At 62.4% G+C, this 15,451-nt stretch carries 13 protein-coding genes and 1 pseudogene; 4 read left to right on the top strand and 10 right to left on the bottom strand.

Going from position 1 to position 15,451, the window contains the following annotated elements; genetic code table 11:
- Positions 1–100: 100 nt before the first annotated feature.
- The 5 genes from Q0K43_RS06795 to Q0K43_RS06775 form a co-directional block, all read right to left on the bottom strand.
- On the bottom strand, positions 101–1,312 hold the full coding sequence (locus Q0K43_RS06795; RefSeq protein WP_297289807.1) for an ATP-grasp domain-containing protein: 1,212 nt from the start codon (positions 1,310–1,312) through the stop codon (positions 101–103).
- On the bottom strand, positions 1,299–1,508 hold the full coding sequence (locus Q0K43_RS06790) for a hypothetical protein (protein ID WP_297289806.1): 210 nt from the start codon (positions 1,506–1,508) through the stop codon (positions 1,299–1,301). Before Q0K43_RS06790 ends, Q0K43_RS06795 begins: the two co-directional genes overlap by 14 nt.
- A 107-nt stretch (positions 1,509–1,615) precedes the next feature.
- Positions 1,616–3,847: a RelA/SpoT family protein gene (locus Q0K43_RS06785; RefSeq protein WP_297289805.1), complete on the bottom strand. Its 2,232-nt coding sequence runs from the start codon at positions 3,845–3,847 to the stop codon at positions 1,616–1,618.
- A 42-nt stretch (positions 3,848–3,889) separates the two neighbouring features.
- Positions 3,890–5,956: a single-stranded-DNA-specific exonuclease RecJ gene (recJ, locus tag Q0K43_RS06780; protein WP_297289804.1), complete on the bottom strand. Its 2,067-nt coding sequence runs from the start codon at positions 5,954–5,956 to the stop codon at positions 3,890–3,892.
- A gap of 297 nt (positions 5,957–6,253) precedes the next feature.
- Positions 6,254–7,297 carry a M42 family metallopeptidase gene (locus Q0K43_RS06775; protein ID WP_297289803.1) on the bottom strand — a complete coding sequence of 348 codons (1,044 nt, stop codon included), beginning with the start codon at positions 7,295–7,297 and terminating at the stop codon, positions 6,254–6,256.
- Between the two features lie 67 nt (positions 7,298–7,364).
- Between Q0K43_RS06775 and ybaK the strand changes: the two genes are divergently transcribed.
- The 3 genes from ybaK (at position 7,365) to Q0K43_RS06760 (ending at position 9,333) form a co-directional block, all read left to right on the top strand.
- Positions 7,365–7,841 (top strand): Cys-tRNA(Pro) deacylase, encoded by a 477-nt coding sequence (ybaK, locus tag Q0K43_RS06770; RefSeq protein ID WP_297289802.1) that lies wholly within the window; start codon positions 7,365–7,367, stop codon positions 7,839–7,841.
- Positions 7,842–7,934: 93 nt separating this feature from the next.
- A complete protein-coding gene (locus Q0K43_RS06765; protein WP_297289801.1) occupies positions 7,935–8,780 on the top strand; it encodes a DUF4358 domain-containing protein in 846 nt (281 codons plus the stop codon).
- 94 nt (positions 8,781–8,874) lie between these two features.
- Positions 8,875–9,333: a hypothetical protein gene (locus Q0K43_RS06760; RefSeq protein WP_297289800.1), complete on the top strand. Its 459-nt coding sequence runs from the start codon at positions 8,875–8,877 to the stop codon at positions 9,331–9,333.
- Positions 9,334–9,423: 90 nt separating this feature from the next.
- Here Q0K43_RS06760 and htpG read toward each other — a convergent pair whose 3' ends face one another.
- The 5 genes from htpG to thyA all read right to left on the bottom strand — a co-directional run bounded on the left by htpG (position 9,424) and on the right by thyA (position 15,136).
- Positions 9,424–11,346 carry a molecular chaperone HtpG gene (gene htpG, locus Q0K43_RS06755; protein ID WP_297289799.1) on the bottom strand — a complete coding sequence of 641 codons (1,923 nt, stop codon included), beginning with the start codon at positions 11,344–11,346 and terminating at the stop codon, positions 9,424–9,426.
- A 141-nt stretch (positions 11,347–11,487) separates the two neighbouring features.
- On the bottom strand, positions 11,488–12,858 hold the full coding sequence (gene mnmE / locus Q0K43_RS06750) for a tRNA uridine-5-carboxymethylaminomethyl(34) synthesis GTPase MnmE (protein WP_297289798.1): 1,371 nt from the start codon (positions 12,856–12,858) through the stop codon (positions 11,488–11,490).
- Positions 12,859–13,241: 383 nt separating this feature from the next.
- Complete coding sequence (locus Q0K43_RS06745) at positions 13,242–13,814, bottom strand: NUDIX hydrolase (RefSeq protein ID WP_297289797.1); 573 nt, start codon at positions 13,812–13,814, stop codon at positions 13,242–13,244.
- Entirely contained in the window at positions 13,814–14,293 is a 480-nt protein-coding gene (locus Q0K43_RS06740) for a dihydrofolate reductase (RefSeq protein WP_297289796.1), read from the bottom strand. Before Q0K43_RS06740 ends, Q0K43_RS06745 begins: the two co-directional genes overlap by 1 nt.
- 12 nt (positions 14,294–14,305) lie before the next feature.
- Complete coding sequence (gene thyA / locus Q0K43_RS06735) at positions 14,306–15,136, bottom strand: thymidylate synthase (protein ID WP_297289795.1); 831 nt, start codon at positions 15,134–15,136, stop codon at positions 14,306–14,308.
- 103 nt (positions 15,137–15,239) lie between these two features.
- On the opposite strand from thyA, the pseudogene Q0K43_RS06730 reads away from it, so the two are divergent.
- A pseudogene (locus Q0K43_RS06730) lies at positions 15,240–15,451 on the top strand (hypothetical protein); the annotation flags it as partial.

Raw genomic sequence — 15,451 nt, 5'->3', positions numbered from 1 at the left:
TCCTGGTCGCAGGAGGCGTCGGTGCGGTCCAGAATCCGCTGATAGAAGTCCTGGGTGGCCTGGGGCCCCATGCCGCCTAAAATGCCAAGGCGTTGTTCACTCATCGCACTTTCTCCATACAAGAGGCGTACCAGCCCGCGTAGCTGTGCTGGATCTTCCTGATCCGCAGGGTGCGCATCAGGCCGTTGTCCGGCTTATAAAACAGGGGGTTGACCACAGCGTTGGCCTGCTGGAGCGCACGCATCTCCTGGTGATACTGGGGGTTCACATAGTCGTAAGCCACCTTGGGCGGAATCACCCACCACAGATGCCGGTTGCGGGTGATGGTAATGGCGCAGTCCCTGCCCAGGATCCGGTCCTCCACCAGATATTTGGCCAGGTTGTAGCCCGCGCCGGTGACATAGTAATTGCTCCGGCCCTGACGGCAGTTGATCTCGAATGCCTTGAACTTGCCGTCCCGCTGGTCGTACTTGATATCAAAGTTGGAGAAGCCGGTAAAGTGGATGGCCTCCAGGAAACTCCTGAGCTTCTCGCACAGCTCGGGCTCGGGCTCGGTGATGATAACGGCATGGTTGCCGATGGCGTGGGAGGTATGCTCCTCCAGCAGAACGTGGCCCACGCACATAAGGCGCACCTGCCCGTCCTGGCCGGAGTAGTTGGTCACCACCCGCATGAAGCTGTCGTCACCGGGGATGAAGTCCTGGATGATGAGGGAGTCCTCATATCCGGCGTTATAGATGTCGTCGATGACCTGATCCACCTCTTCCCGGGTCTGGAGGACATAGGCCTTCTTCTGGGTGGGGAAGCGATGCTTCCAGTAGGTGTCCGACTCGGCGGGCTTGACCACAAAAGGCCCATCAAAAGGCAGGGTGAAGTCGTGGCCCTCCCCCTTGTGGTAGACGTAGGTGGCCGGGTGGTCGATTCCGTACTGGTCGCACAGCTCGTAAAACTTCTCCTTGTGGATGAGCCTCTCCAGCATGGACAGCTCCACATAGGGGGCGATGACGTTGTCCGGGTAGTTGGGCAGGTTGGCGGAAATGGCGTTAAGGTAGTTGTCTCCGCAGCCCAGCACCAGAATCTTTTTGTCCGGATGCTCCCGGGCCACTTCGGTGACGTGTTCCAGCACCTTGTCCACCCGGTCGTTGTTTTCCCGCACCCGGTAGTCGATGATCTTGCTGGCGGCGCACACGCTGGAGTGGTACATACCGTACACCACCGACTTGACGCCGTAGGCCTCGTGGAAGGCCCGGGCCATGCTGTAGGCGTTGATGTCCGCGCCCAGCAGTACGGGCACAAATTCAGTTGCAGCCATTGTAAAATGCCTCCTGGAAGGTAATTTCATACCAATGCTCGCCCATGGGAACCACCTGGGCGCCGTAGCAGCCCGCCACACAGGCGGCCTGGGCCTCGGTGAGCCGCAGCTCCCGCCGGAGCAGCTCGCCTCCGGCAAAGCACTGGGAGATCAGCCGGTCCAGCTCGGGGTCCGGCGTGATAACAGGGATCGTCATAGTCTCTCTCCTTTATGACGTTAAAACGGGCCGTCGGGAACGCCGGCCCCTACGGGGGCTGTTATGGACGTAGGGGGCGGCCTCCCGGACGCCCCGCAGACGGCTTATTATCCAGCCGCGCGCTTCACCTGATACACCCCCTGGATCTGGCCCAGCTTGTTGATGACGGCGGTGAGTTCCGCGTGGTCCTTCACCTCCAGCACGATGCTGACGGTGGCGTAGCCGTCGGGCATGGAGCGGGCGGACAGGCTGGTGGTCTTGGCCTTCATGGTGGACAGGGCCATTGCGATATCCAGGGTCAGGCCGTCCCGGTCCTTGGCGGCGATCTCCAGGGAGGTGCGATAGGTAGACAATTCTCCGCTGGCCCAGGATACCTTGATCCAGCGGCCCTCCTCCTCCGGCTTGCGCTTCTCGGGGGCGGCGTTGGGGCAGTCCGCCCGGTGGACGGAGACGCCGAAGCCCCGGGTAATGAAGCCCACCACCGGGTCGCCGGGGACGGGGGTACAGCACTTGGCGAACTTCACCAGGCAGTTGTCGATGCCCTCCACAATGATACCGCTCTGGTCGGTACGGCCCGCTTTCACCGGCAGAGGCGGCGGGTTGCCGGTGGCGGGGTAGATGGGCTGCTCCCCCTGGGCGGCTTTCTCCGCTGCGGCCTGCTCGGCGTGGAGGCGGTTGAGTCGGGTCATCTCATCCTTGACCCGCACCACCGCCTTCTGGGCGGACATGCCGCCGTAGCCGATGGCGGCGTACAGCTCATCCAGGGTGCCGAAACGCACCTTTTTCAAGATATAGGGCAGCACGTCCTCGGCGGTGATGGCCGCCAGGGACAGGCCCACATGCTTGAGTTCCGATTCAAAGGAAGCTCGGCCGGTGGCGATGTTCTCCTCCCGCCGCTCCTTCTTGAACCACTGGCGGATCTTGTTGCGGGCCTCGTTGGACTTGCAGATCTTCATCCAGTCCCGGCTGGGGCCGTGGGCCGACTTGGAGGTGATGACCTCCACAATGTCGCCGTTTTTCAGGGGGGTGTCGAAGGTGACCATCCGGCCGTTGACCTTGGCCCCCGTCATGTGGTTGCCTACGGCGGAGTGGATATTGTAGGCAAAGTCGATGGGGGTGGCCCCGGCAGGCAGGTTAATGACGTCGCCCCGGGGGGTAAACACGAATACCTCGTCGGAGAACAGATCCACCCGCATGGTACGCACAAACTCCTCGGCGTCCACGTCCTGCTGGCTCTCCAGCAGCTTGCGCACCCACTCGAAGGCCTCCTCGGTACCCAGCTTGGTGTTTGCCATGCCCTGCTTGTACTTCCAGTGGGCGGCGATGCCGTATTCGGCGGTGTGGTGCATCTCCCGGGTGCGGATCTGCACCTCGAAAGGGATGCCGTCCCGGCCGATGACGGTGGTGTGGAGGGACTGGTAGCCGTTGGGCTTGGGGGTGCCGATATAGTCCTTGAACCGGCCCAGCACCGGGTTGAAGAGATCGTGGATCACGCCCAGCACATTGTAGCACTCCGGGATGTCGTCCACAATGACCCGGAAGGCATAGAGATCGAAGATCTCGTCCATGGTCTTGTTCTGGGTGTACATCTTGCGGTAGATGGAGTAGGCGTGCTTCACCCGGCCGTAGATGGTGCAGTGGATACCCTCGGCGTCCAGCCGCTCCTGGATGCGCCGCTGGACGGTGGCCAAAAACTCCTCGTGGGCGGCGGAGCGGGCGGCCAGCTCGTCGGAGATCTCCTTGTAGCCCACCGGGTCCAGGTAGCGCAGGGAGGTGTCCTCCAGCTCCCACTTGATGCGCTGCATGCCCAGGCGGTGGGCGATGGGGGCGTAGATCTCCATGGTCTCCAGGGCCTTCTCCTTCTGCTTCTTGGGAGACTGGTACTCCATGGTACGCATGTTGTGGAGCCGGTCGCAGATCTTGATGAGGATCACCCGGATGTCCTTGGCCATTGCCATGAGCATCTTGCGCAGGTTCTCCATCTGCTCCTCTTCCTTGGAGGTATACTGCACCCGGGTCAGCTTGGTGACGCCCTCCACCAGGTCGGCCACCACCGTCCCGAAGAGCTTGGCGATCTCCTCATGGGTGGAGCCGGTATCCTCGATGCAGTCGTGGAGGAGGGCGGCGATGATGGAGTCGGTGTCCAGCTCCAGCTCGGCCACGATCTCAGCCACCGCCAGAGGGTGGGTGATGTAGGGCGAGCCGTCCTTGCGCAGCTGCCCGGAGTGGGCATTGTCCGCATAGGTGAACGCGCTGAACAGGCGCTGGGTATCCAGCGCCGGATTATAGGTTTTTACTTTATCTTCAAGAGCTTGGTATCGCTCCAGGATGGGGTCCATACAGGGCACCTCCTGTCCAAATCAAAATCAAGGGGCCGACGGTCATCCGCTCATGCCCCGCAGACGGCGCATGATCCAGCTCTCGTCCAGATCCACCTTGCCCTCCACACTGCGCAGGGCGATGTGGAGGTGGTCGGTGGTATGCTTGAGTTGGATCAGTCCCCGCTCGTCAAAGACCTCCAGACATACCAGCGTACGCATGACGGTCTCTTTTCGTCCGGCGGAACGGGCGATGTTGCGGGCCAGCCGGTGGGCGGTCTCCTCCAGGGGACACTGTCCGGCATGGCCCTTCAAATAGCGCCAGAGGACCACGAACTCCTCCCGGCTGGGCAGCAATGCCGCCGCCTCCCGGCGGGTCAGTTCCTCGCCCCGGCGGAATTTTTCAAAGAGGGCCCGCTCGGCCTGGGCCCGGGTCAGGGCGGGGCGCAGATCGCACACCTGGAACTGAACGGAACGCCAGCCCCGGTACTCGTTGACCTGGGGGGTAAAGGCCACATCCACCCGGTCCCCCTGGGCCACCCCCATCCCGGCGGCAGTGGCGGAGAAGAAGATGGCGTCAAAGCTGCGGCCCCCGCAGGTCAGTTTCAGCTTCAGATGCCGGCCGCCCCCCACCTCGCTCAGTGCGGTAATCAGGCAGCCCGACAGGGAGAATACCGGCTTGGGATTGCCGGCGCCGTAAGGCTCCAGCAGATCCAGCCCCTCCACCTCTTCCAGGGTAAGGATACCCACATCCTCCACCGAACAGTCCACATCCAGAGCGGACACCATCTCGGCGCCCCCGGTACATTGACGGACGTAATCGTTCATGGCGGCGGTAAAGGCGGGGATATTCTCCTCCCGGATGGTGAATCCCGCCGCCAGCTCATGGCCGCCGAACCCCTCCAGCAGGGGGGCGCAGTGTTCCAGGGCGGCAAACAGGTTAAACCCGCTGAAGGACCGGCAGGAGCCCTTGCCCTTGCCGTCCTGGAGGCAGATCATGAAGGCGGGGCAGGAGTATTTTTCCGCCAGACGGGAGGCCACAATGCCCACCACCCCCTGGTGCCAGTGTTCTCCTGCCAGCACCAGAGCGTACCGCTCCTCCTGAGGCAGGGCCTCGGCCAGGGCCTGGCACTCCTCGCTGATCTGGGCCTCGATGTTCTGCCGCTCCCGGTTCAGCTCGCACAGCTGAACCGCCAGCTCCTCTCCCCGGGCGGGATCGGCGGTGAGCAGCAGCTCGGCAGCCAGGGAGGCGCAGCCCATCCGGCCCGAGGCGTTGAGCCGGGGGGCCAGGGTGTAACCAATGGCCACCGAGTTGAGGGGCCGCTCCTCCATGCCTGCCTGAGCCAGCAGGGCCTTCAGGCCGGGACGTCCCGTATGGCGCAGGGCCTCCAGCCCCAGCAGCACAATGGTGCGGTTCTCCCCGGTAAGACTCATCACGTCGGCCACCGTGCCGATGGCGGCCAGATCGGCATACCGGCCCAGCAGTTCCTCCTGCCGGCCCGGCCCACCCAGGGCCAGCGCCAGCTTGAGGGCCACCCCCACCCCCGCCAGACATTTGAAGGGATAGGGGCAGTCGGCCCGGCGGGGGTCCACCACCGCCAGGGCCTCCGGCAGCGCCTCCTTACATTCGTGGTGGTCGGTAATGATGAGATCCATGCCCAGCCGGGCGGCATGGCGGGCCTCCTCCACGGCAGTGATGCCGCAGTCCACCGTCACCACCAGGCTGACCCCCGCCTGATGGAGGGTGTCCAGGGCGTCGGTATTCAGGCCGTAGCCCTCCTCCATCCGGTCGGGGATGTAGGGGATCACCGTCCCCCCCTCCCGGCGAAGGAAATCGGTGAGCAGGCTGGTGGAGGTAATGCCGTCCACGTCGTAATCCCCGTAGACCGCAATGACCTCCTGTCGTTCCAGGGCCAAAGCCAGCCGGGCGGCGGCCCGATCCATATCTTTCATCAGCAGGGGATTCTGGAGCTGGCCCCGCCCCGCGTCCAGAAAGGCCCGGGCCTTCTCCGGAGTGTCCAGACCCCGGGCGCACAGGGTCATGGCCGCCAAAGTGGGCAGTCCCGCCCGCTCCAGAGCGGCTACCGCGGCCGGATCGCTGGCCGCCATATTCCACTGTTTATATTTCATGGGCGGCCACCGTCCTTTCCCATTAAAATTACCCTTTATTATATCAAATGCACTCCGCTGTGACAAGGGCTTGGAAAAAAACGGCAGACGGCCACAAGGCCGCCCGCCTGCTTTCTTAGCCCAGCTCCAGATACAGGCTCACTAAATCGATCGTAGCCTTCATGCCGTCGAAGTGAGTCCGCCCCCCCACGGGACTACAGTCCCGCGGGGACCCCGTTTCTTTTCATTTATCGCCCGGCAGAAGTGAATTCCGCCGGGCTCCCGCCTTCGGCGGAGATGGAGCGGACTTCTTCTTTTTTAGCCCAACTCCAGGTACAGGCTCACCAGATCAATGGTGGCCTTCATGCCGTCGAAGTGAGTCCGCTCCATACCATGGGAGGCGTGGACGCCGGGGCCGATGAGGGCGCCCTTGGCGTCCATGCCGGCATGCCAGGCCACCGCCACGTCGGAGCCGTAGTGAGGATAGACATCCACCGCGTAATCCACACCGTTGGTCTTGGCCAGCTCCACCAAACGGCTCACCATCTCATAGTCGTAGGGGCCGTTGTTGTCCTTGGCGCAGATGGACACCTGATACTCGGTGCAGTTCAGGTCGTCCCCCACGCAGCCCATATCCACCGCCAGCAGCTCGTCCACCTGGGGCAGGGTGGCGCCGCCGTGGCCCACCTCCTCGTGGACGGTGAAGCACACCTCGGTGTCGTACCGGGGCCGCACCTTGGCAAAGTGCATCAGCCGCAGCAGCACCAGCAGGCAGGCGGCGCTGCCCTTGTCGTCGATGAACCGGGACTTGAGGAAGCCGCTTTCGGTGACGGTGGTCTTGGGATCGAAGCACACATAGTCCCCGGCGCAGATGCCAAGCTTCTCCACGTCCTCCTTGCTCTTTACCTTCTCGTCGATGCGCACCGCCAGGTTCTTCTCGTCCCGGGGCCGGGTGGCGGCGTCGTCAAAGACGTGGGCGGCGGGGGACAGGGACAGAATCGTGCCGGTGTACACCTTTCCCTCCCGGGTATAGATCTTGCAGTACTCCCCGTCCAGGGTGGGCAGGATGGGGCCGCCCACCTTGGTGGTCATCAGCATCCCGTCATCGGTGATGGAGCGCACCATCAGGCCCAGGGTATCCACATGGGCGCACAGGCCGATCTTCTTCCCCTTCTCCCGGCCGGGTACCGACACGATGAGATTGCCTTTGTTGGTGCGCCGGGTGGCATAGCTGTGATCCTGGGCGATCTGCTCCGCCTCCCGTATCACCCCATCAGTAAAGCCGCTGGGGCTGTCAATGGCCAAAAGCCGCTGGGCAATGTTCATCAGCTGCCCGCGGCTGCCCAAGGTATCCAACAACATTTGCATCCGCTCCTCGGTTGTAGTAAGATACCCTTATCTTATACCAAACCACGGGAGCGATGCAACCATGTCGGAAGAAAAGACCAATGTGATGCGCATACTGGATCAGAAGAAGGTGCCCTACACCCCCCACCACTACGCCCACCCCGACGGGGCGGTGGACGGCGCCAGCGTGGCCGCCCTCATCGATAAGGACCCGGCCAGCGTGTGCAAGACCCTGGTGACCCAGGGGGCCAGCAAGAAATATTATGTGTTCGTCATCCCGGTGCTGAAGGAGCTGGACCTGAAAGCCGCCGCCAAGGCGATAGGCGAGAAGTCCATCGAGATGATCCGCCAGGCCCAGCTGCTCCCCCTCACCGGCTACGTCCACGGGGGCTGCTCCCCGGTGGGGATGAAGAAGCAGTTCCCCACCGTCTTTGACCAGAGTGTGGAGGGCCTGGACACCATCACCGTCAGCGCCGGGAAGATCGGCGCCCAGGTGGAGGTAGCCCCGGCAGCCCTGGCCGGGCTGGTGCGGGGCTCCTTTGCCCCGGTGGCGAAATAAAAAGCGCCATAAAATTTTTCCTATTTTGGGGAACCTTTTTGGAAAAGTCCCGTCTATCCTTGTGACAACAAACTTGCAAGGAGGACCTTACCGATGAAAAAATTCGGCGCCGCCGCGCTGGCCCTGACCCTGGCCGGCTCCATGACCCTTCCCGCCCTGGCTGTGGAGACCCCCGTACTCATCTCCGCCAAGGTGGGCTACTCTACCAACATCACTCTGAACGGGGAGACGCTGGACACCGCCGCTCTCCCCGCCGCCTCCGACTCCATGCTGCCCCTGCGCCTGCTGGCCGAGTCCGACCACGGCTCCGCCTACTGGGATCAGGAGGGCAACGAGGCCTGGTTCAACTTTGGCCAGGACAAGATCACCGTAAACTTTGACGACAACACCATTCTGGTCAACGACGAGCTGGTAAAGACCAAGGCGGAGGTCACCGCCGGCGTGACCTATGCGCCCGCCAGCGTGCTGGCCCTGCTGGACGGCTTCACCGTTACCTGGGCCGACCCCACCGCTGAAAATTTTGGCGCCGTGGACATCACCACCCCCAACAACGATCCTATGGTCAAGCTGGCCTACTCCATCATGGAGAGCAGCGAGATGTTCGGCTCCCGCACCTACGAGGATACCCTGACCGAGGCCTACAAGATCCCCGTGGATCAGTTTGATCAGATCGTGGCCTTCTTCCCCATGATCACCAGCCCCGACACCGTCATCATCGGCAAGCTGGCTGAGGGCGCCGACGAGAAGGCGGTCACCGACGCCCTGGAGGCCTACCGTCAGAGCCAGGAGGACACCTTCTCCTGGTACCTGGCCCAGCACCTGCCCAAGGTGCAGGACGCCCGCACCGTAATCGAGGACGGCTACCTTCTCTTCTTCATCGGTGAGAAGGCCGATGAGGCCGAGCAGATGTTCCGCGACTTCGTGGCTGCTCAGGGCTGAACCTTCCAAGTACAAAACAAGGTCCCGGCTATGGCCGGGGCCTTGTTTTTTGTACGGCCAGCGGCTATAATGTGGAAAAAAAGGAGGGATCGTCATGGGCGAGACCACGGCTCAAGCCCTGGAGGCGCTGGAGGCCTGTTACCAGGCGTTCATCACCAAACTGGAGAAGAGCAAAGCCTCCAGCGTGGGGGAGGTCATGGGCAATTTCTTCCGTTCTCAGGGCAATCCCCGGGTGGCCTATGCGGTGGAGGAATTTGACGACCTCCTCACCCATCAGGTGGCGGCCCTGGTGGGGTTGCTGGAGGGCTGTCCGGCGGAGGAGGCTGCCGCCGTCGCCGTCCAGGCCCTGGAGCAAATGCTCTTTTACCCCATCCCCAGGGGCCGCAACACCGCCTTTTCCCTGGCCGCCTTTGAGGGGCGGGCCCAACCGCTGCTCGCCTTCCTTCCCCCGGACAAGCGGCGGGAAATGGCCAGCCGCTACGCCAGGCGCACCCCGCCCCGGGATATGCTGCCCAATCAGAAAAAGCTCTGGAACACCCTTTCCCGGGGCTGAACCGATCTTGTTCCCTGCATGTAACGCAAGGGAGCGGTCAAAAGACCGCTCCCTTGCGTTTTTCATTCCAAATCAGCGTATTTTATTTTGTTACTTCATCAGGGAACACACCAGCTCGGTGTAGCCGGCGGGGTCGGCCAGAGGCAGGCCGGCGATGAGCTGGGCCTGGGCGTAGAGCAGCTGGGCGTACTTGGCGGCCAGCTCCTTGTCCTCGTCCACCGCCCGCTTCAGGGCGGCAAAGGCGTCCGAATCGGGGTTGAGTTCCAGCACCCGCTGGGCCTTTACCTCCTCTCCCCGGTCGGGGTCCACCTTCTGGAAGTACTTCTCCATCTCCAGGGTGATGGGCCCGTCTGTGGTCAGACATACCGCGCCGCTCTTCAAAATGCGGGACAGCCGGGCCTCGTGGATCTCCTCCCCCAGGGTCTGCTTCAAAAAGTCCAGCACCGGCTTGTTTTCCTCCGCCTTCTGCTCCAATGCGGCCTTCTCCTCGTCGGTCTCGGGCAGGGCGTCGTCGTCGTCCACCGACTTGAAGGCCTTGCCGTCCACCTCCCCCAGGGCGTTGACCACAAACTGATCCACGTCGGCAGTGAGGTAGAGGATCTCGTAGCCCTTGTCCCGGATGCGCTCGGCCTGGGGCAGCTTGTCCAGCCTGGCGGCGTCCTCGCCGCAGGCGTAGTAGATATACTGCTGGTCCTCGCTCATGCGCTCCCTGTACTCGGCCAGGGTGGTGGGCTTGCCCTCCTTGGAGGAGAAGAACAGGAGCAGATCCTTGAGCAGGTCCTTGTGGATGCCGTAGTCGGACACTACGCCCATCTTGATCTGGGGCCCGAAGGCCTTCCAGAACCCCTCGTACTTCTCCCGATCCTCCTTCTGGAGGCGGAGCAACTCGGCCTTGATCTTCTTCTCCAGGTTGGTGGCGATGACCTTCAGCTGGCGGGTGTGCTGGAGCATCTCGCGGGAAATGTTCAGGGAGAAGTCCTGGGAATCCACCACGCCTTTGACGAAGCGGAAGTGTTCCGGCAGCAGGTCGGGGCACTTGTCCATGATGAGTACGCCGGAGGAGTAGAGCTGCAGGCCCTTCTCATATTCCCGGGTATAGAAGTCATAGGGGGCGTGGGCGGGAATGTAGAGCATGGCCTTATACTCCACGGTACCCTCGGCGGAGACGTGGATCACGCTGAGGGGATCCTCCCAGTCGCCGTATTTCTCCTTATAGAACTGGTTGTACTCCTCGGTCTTGACCTCGCTGCGGGGCCGCTGCCACAGAGGCACCATGGAGTTGAGGGTCTCCCATACATCGTAGTCCTCCCACTCGGGCTTGTAGTCGTCGCCGGCGTCCTCGGGGCGGGGCTTCTGGCGGGACTTGTGCATGAGCATGACGATGGGATAGTGGATGTAGTCGGAGTACTTCTTCACCAGATCGGCAATGCGGTACTGCTCCAGATACTCGTCATAGTGGTCGTCGTCGGTGTTGGCCTTGATGTGAAGCACAATGTCTGTACCTACGCCCACCTTGTCGCAGGGGGTGATGGTATAGCCGTCGGCCCCGTCGGATTCCCAGCGGAAAGCCTCGCCGGAACCATAGGCCTTGGAGGTGACGCTCACATGGTCGGCCACCATAAAGGCGGAGTAGAAGCCCACGCCGAACTGGCCGATGATGTCGGTTTTGTCCCCTTCCGCCGTCTCCTGCTTGGCCATCTCCTCCTTGAACTTCAGGGAACCGCTGCGGGCAATGGTACCCAGGTTGCTCTCCAGCTCCTCCTTTGTCATGCCAATGCCGTTGTCGCTGATGGTCAGCGTACGCCCAATCTGGTCGGGGGTGATGGTGATCTTCAGCTGCTCCCGGTCCACCGCCACCTTGTCGTCGGTAAGGGCCTTGTAGGCCAGCTTGTCCATTGCGTCGCTGGCGTTGGAAATGATCTCCCGCAGGAAGATCTCCTTGTGGGTGTAGATGGAGTTGATCATCAGATCCAGCAGGCGCTTGGACTCCGCCTTGAACTGCTTCTTTGCCATAGTGGATGCCTCCTGTATATGAAATGCTGTTTAAAAACATAGCGTTAGCACTCAATCACCTTGAGTGCTAACGCTATGATAATCCTTCGCACGGAAAATTGCAAGGGGGTTCAAGAAATGTTTACAAATTGGCCTCCGTCCCTATTTGCCCACGCAAAACCGCTCAAAGATGCGGGCGGTGATATCCTCCCGGATGTTGGCTCCGGTCAGCTCGCCCAGGGCGGACAGGGCCTCCTCCACGTCGGTGAGCAGGGCGTCGGGGGTGATCCCAACCTCCAGGCTGTCCCAGGCCCGGCCCACGCTGTCCAGGGCCCGCCGGGCGGCCTGGGCCTGCCGGGCGTTGGTAAGCAGTTCCCCCGCTCCTTCGGCGCCAACCATGGGGAAGCGTTCTTCCACCAGCTTCTCCAGTTTGTCCAGCCCCTGGCCGGTTTTGACGCTCACCGACACCACCGGCGGCATGGGGTCCACCCCCAGTACCGGCATGGGAGCGGAGGGCAGGTCGGCCTTGGTACGCACCAGGATCACGGGGGCGTGGGCGCCGGCCTCGGCCAGCAGGGCCACATCCTCCTCTGTCATGGGCATGGAGCCGTCCACCAGCACCAGGATAAGGGCGGCCTCCTCCAGGGCGGCCCGGCTGCGCTCCACGCCGATGCGCTCCACAGTGTCGTCGGTGTCCCGGATGCCGGCGGTGTCAATGAGCCGCAGGGTCACGCCCCCCAGCACGCACCGGGCCTCCACCGTGTCCCGGGTGGTGCCGGGGATGTCGGTGACGATGGCCCGGTCGTAGCCCACCAGGGCGTTGAGCAGGGAGGACTTGCCCGCGTTGGGTCGCCCTACCAGCACGCAGGGCACCCCCCCGGCGATATATCTCCCCCGCCGGTAGGTGGCCAGCAGCGCCTCCAAGGCCTCTCTGGCTTCAGTCAGCCCCGAGCGGATGGTGTCCGCCCGGAAGGGGTCGATGTCCTCATCGGGATAGTCCAGCACAGCGTGGAAGTGGGCCAGCAGGTCGGTGAGACAATCGTAGATGGCCCCCACCCGGCGGCCCAGAGCCCCCGCCAGCTGGCCGGCGGCCTGATGCACGGCGGCGGGAGTCTCGGCGTCAATCAGGTCGGCCACCGCTTCCGCCTGGGTGAGATCCAGCCGCCCGTTGAGAAAGGCCCGGCGGGTAAACTCCCCCGGCCCGGCCTGCCGCACCCCCTGGGCAAAGAGGGCCTCCAGTCCCATAGCCAGTACTGCCGGGGAGCCGTGACATTGCAGCTCCGCCGTATCCTCCCCGGTATAGCTGTGGGGACCCCGGGAGATGGTGGCCAGGGCCTGGTCAATGACCTCCCCGTCCGGCCCCAGCAGCGCCCCCAGCACCAGATGCCGATCCCCATATTCCGTCAGGGCACGGCCTCCCACAGGGCGGAACACCGCCGAAGCGGCGGAAATGGCGGCGGGGCCGCTGAGGCGCAGGATGCCGATGGCGCTGGGAACAGACGGCGTGGCAATGGCTGCAATGGTGTCGGACATGGTCTTTTCTTCCCCTCTCCCGCTGTGCGGAAACTTTGGCAATTCTGCCGTGTATTTTCCCCTTGACTTCTTTTATGTCTACCGAAATGTGAATAACCGCCGTTTTCCACTTCCACAAACAGGTGTGGAAAACCATGTGGATAATGTGGAAAACCCTTAGGCCCCAGGACCTTTTCTCTTTCTTTTCGGCTGATTTACATTGTATACCTTATTGTATAGAACTTGTCAAAAACGTGCGGCAGCCAAATTATCGGCACAGATGTCAAAAAATGTGACTGGTTTTTGGTCAAGCTACCTCTTGCGCCCAAGGGGCAGGCATGGTACCATTACCATATGGTAACCGTCTGCCGTGCATGGCCTCAGCTCCTGTGCGGCAGCCCTTTTTATGCCTTTTGGCCCAACGCCAGCCGGGCCCGTTCCAGCAGTTTGGTGTAGATCTCGTCCATCTGCCATTCGCGGGTCAGTTCCAGCAGCCGGTCCGCCGGCAGCCAGGCCGCCCCCGTATTCTCCCCCTCCCGGTAGTGGAGGGGGTCACTTTCGTCTGCGGTGAGCAGGTAGGTCAGGTTCAGGTGCTGATGGGCGGGCACCCACACCCCACGCTTCACATGGCCCCACACCGGCAGGATCTCCAGGGAGGCCAGATTGCGGGTCAGGGGGCGGATATGCTCCACCCCCGTCTCCTCCCGGGCCTCCCGCAGGGCCACCGACAGCAGGTCTCCCTCCCCGTCGGCATGGCCGCCGGTCCAGGCCCACACCTTGTAAAGATTGTGGTGGGCCATCAGCACACGGGTGGCATCGGCATTGACCACAAAGCCGGAGGCGGTAAAGTGGGCGATTTTGTTCTCCCGGGTCAGGAGGCCGTCGGGGAACAATCGCAGGTACTCCAGCATCATTTCCTTGTCCCCAACCTCCTGCTGGTTTTGGGGCACATAGTTCCCAATCTCTTCCCGGTACATCAGCGTACCCTCTCGTAGGTCACATAGCGGAAGGGAAGGCCCTCATGCTCCTGCGCGTCCCCCTCCTCGGTCACCTGCCACGCCGGATCGGCGTCCAGGTCGGGGAAGAAGGCATCGGCGGGCCAGGCCTTGTGGATCTTGGTGATGTAGGCCTTGTCACAGTAGGGCAGCAGGGCACGGTACACGCTCTCCCCGCCGATGACGAAGGCGTCCGCCGGGGCAGCCTTCAGCAGGCTGTCCACGTCGGGGAACACCTCCGCTCCCTCCGGGGCGAAGGATGCGTTGCGGGACAGGATCAGGTTGCGCCGGTTTTTCAGCGGCCTGCCGCCGGGGAAGGTGGCCAAAGTCCTGCGGCCCAGGATGACGGCATGGCCGGTGGTAAGGGCCTGAAAGTGCTTCAAATCGGCGGGAATATAGCATAGCTGATCCCCGTCCTTGCCGATGGCCCAGTTCTCGTCCACCGCTGCAATGAGATTCATGACAGGCCCTCCTTACACCGCCACCGGGATGGGCTGGGCCAGGGTGTGGAACTGATAGCCCTCCAGCTTGAAGCTGTCCTTGGTAAAGGCATAGAAATCGGTGATGGCCGGGTCGATCCACAGCCTGGGTGCCTCATAGGGGGTGCGGGAGATGATCTCCTCCACCACCGGCACATGGCGGTCGTAGATATGGGCGTCGGCAATGACGTGTACCAGCTCCCCAACCTCCAGACCGGACACCCGGGCCATCATGTGAACCAGGGCGGCGTACTGCATCACGTTCCAGCCGTTGGCGGTGAGCATATCCTGGCTGCGCTGGTTGAGGATGGCGTTGAGGGTCCTGCCGCTGACGTTGAAGGTCATGGAGTAGGCGCAGGGATAGAGGGCCATCTCGTGGAGGTCGTGGTGGTTGTAGAGGTTGGTCATAATACGCCTGGAGGCCTGGTTGTGTTTGAGATCGTACAGCACCCGATCCACCTGGTCGAACACCCCCTCGACATACTGGTGCTTGACCCCCAGCTGATAGCCGTAGGCCTTGCCGATGGAGCCGCTCTCGTCGGCCCAGGCGTCCCAGATGTGGCTGTTCAGGTCATGGATGTTGTTGGACTTCTTCTGCCAGATCCACAACAGCTCGTCCACCGCGCTCTTGAAGGCCATCTTCCGGATGGTCTGGATGGGAAACTCCTCCCGCAGGTCGTAGCGGTTGACGATACAGAACTTTTTCACCGTATGGGCCGGGGTGCCGTCCTCCCACCGGGGACGGACCTGCTGGTCGGTATCCCACACCCCGTGGGCCAGGATATCCTTGCAATTTTCAATAAACAGCTGGTCTGTTCTGCTCATAGCGTACCTCCCGTTTTTTATTTCATGGCATCTTTTATCGGTTGTTCCGGGCAAACTTCCCCTAGATAATTTTAAATTAACGATCAGGAGAGTGACTGTCACCATGAAAGACGCGCCCGCCTCCGGCTCCGCCACCACATCCCACCATCTGCATCTGCACGTGGGCCTGCGCAACCTAAAGACTGCCATCTCGGCCTCCCTGTGCGCCCTGCTCTACTTCTTCCTGGATAACCGCAACCCCACCTTCGCCTGCATCGGCGCCATCTTCGGCATGGGGGCCAACATGGACCACTCCAAGCTCCACGGCGGCAACCG

This window comes from uncultured Flavonifractor sp. (assembly GCF_944383115.1).
In the GTDB taxonomy this organism is placed as follows: domain Bacteria; phylum Bacillota; class Clostridia; order Oscillospirales; family Oscillospiraceae; genus Flavonifractor.
This window is presented reverse-complemented; position numbering and strand designations above follow the sequence as displayed.

What these genes read in the sequence shown, in the direction of transcription:
- Q0K43_RS06795 (WP_297289807.1), bottom strand. Translation starts at nt 1,312, where the DNA reads ATGGCTGCAACTGAATTTGTGCCCGTACTGCTGGGCGCGGACATCAAC.
- Q0K43_RS06790 (WP_297289806.1), bottom strand. Translation starts at nt 1,508, where the DNA reads ATGACGATCCCTGTTATCACGCCGGACCCCGAGCTGGACCGGCTGATC.
- Q0K43_RS06785 (WP_297289805.1), bottom strand. Translation starts at nt 3,847, where the DNA reads ATGGACCCCATCCTGGAGCGATACCAAGCTCTTGAAGATAAAGTAAAA.
- recJ (WP_297289804.1), bottom strand. Translation starts at nt 5,956, where the DNA reads ATGAAATATAAACAGTGGAATATGGCGGCCAGCGATCCGGCCGCGGTA.
- Q0K43_RS06775 (WP_297289803.1), bottom strand. Translation starts at nt 7,297, where the DNA reads ATGTTGTTGGATACCTTGGGCAGCCGCGGGCAGCTGATGAACATTGCC.
- ybaK (WP_297289802.1), top strand. Translation starts at nt 7,365, where the DNA reads ATGTCGGAAGAAAAGACCAATGTGATGCGCATACTGGATCAGAAGAAG.
- Q0K43_RS06765 (WP_297289801.1), top strand. Translation starts at nt 7,935, where the DNA reads ATGAAAAAATTCGGCGCCGCCGCGCTGGCCCTGACCCTGGCCGGCTCC.
- Q0K43_RS06760 (WP_297289800.1), top strand. Translation starts at nt 8,875, where the DNA reads ATGGGCGAGACCACGGCTCAAGCCCTGGAGGCGCTGGAGGCCTGTTAC.
- htpG (WP_297289799.1), bottom strand. Translation starts at nt 11,346, where the DNA reads ATGGCAAAGAAGCAGTTCAAGGCGGAGTCCAAGCGCCTGCTGGATCTG.
- mnmE (WP_297289798.1), bottom strand. Translation starts at nt 12,858, where the DNA reads ATGTCCGACACCATTGCAGCCATTGCCACGCCGTCTGTTCCCAGCGCC.
- Q0K43_RS06745 (WP_297289797.1), bottom strand. Translation starts at nt 13,814, where the DNA reads ATGTACCGGGAAGAGATTGGGAACTATGTGCCCCAAAACCAGCAGGAG.
- Q0K43_RS06740 (WP_297289796.1), bottom strand. Translation starts at nt 14,293, where the DNA reads ATGAATCTCATTGCAGCGGTGGACGAGAACTGGGCCATCGGCAAGGAC.
- thyA (WP_297289795.1), bottom strand. Translation starts at nt 15,136, where the DNA reads ATGAGCAGAACAGACCAGCTGTTTATTGAAAATTGCAAGGATATCCTG.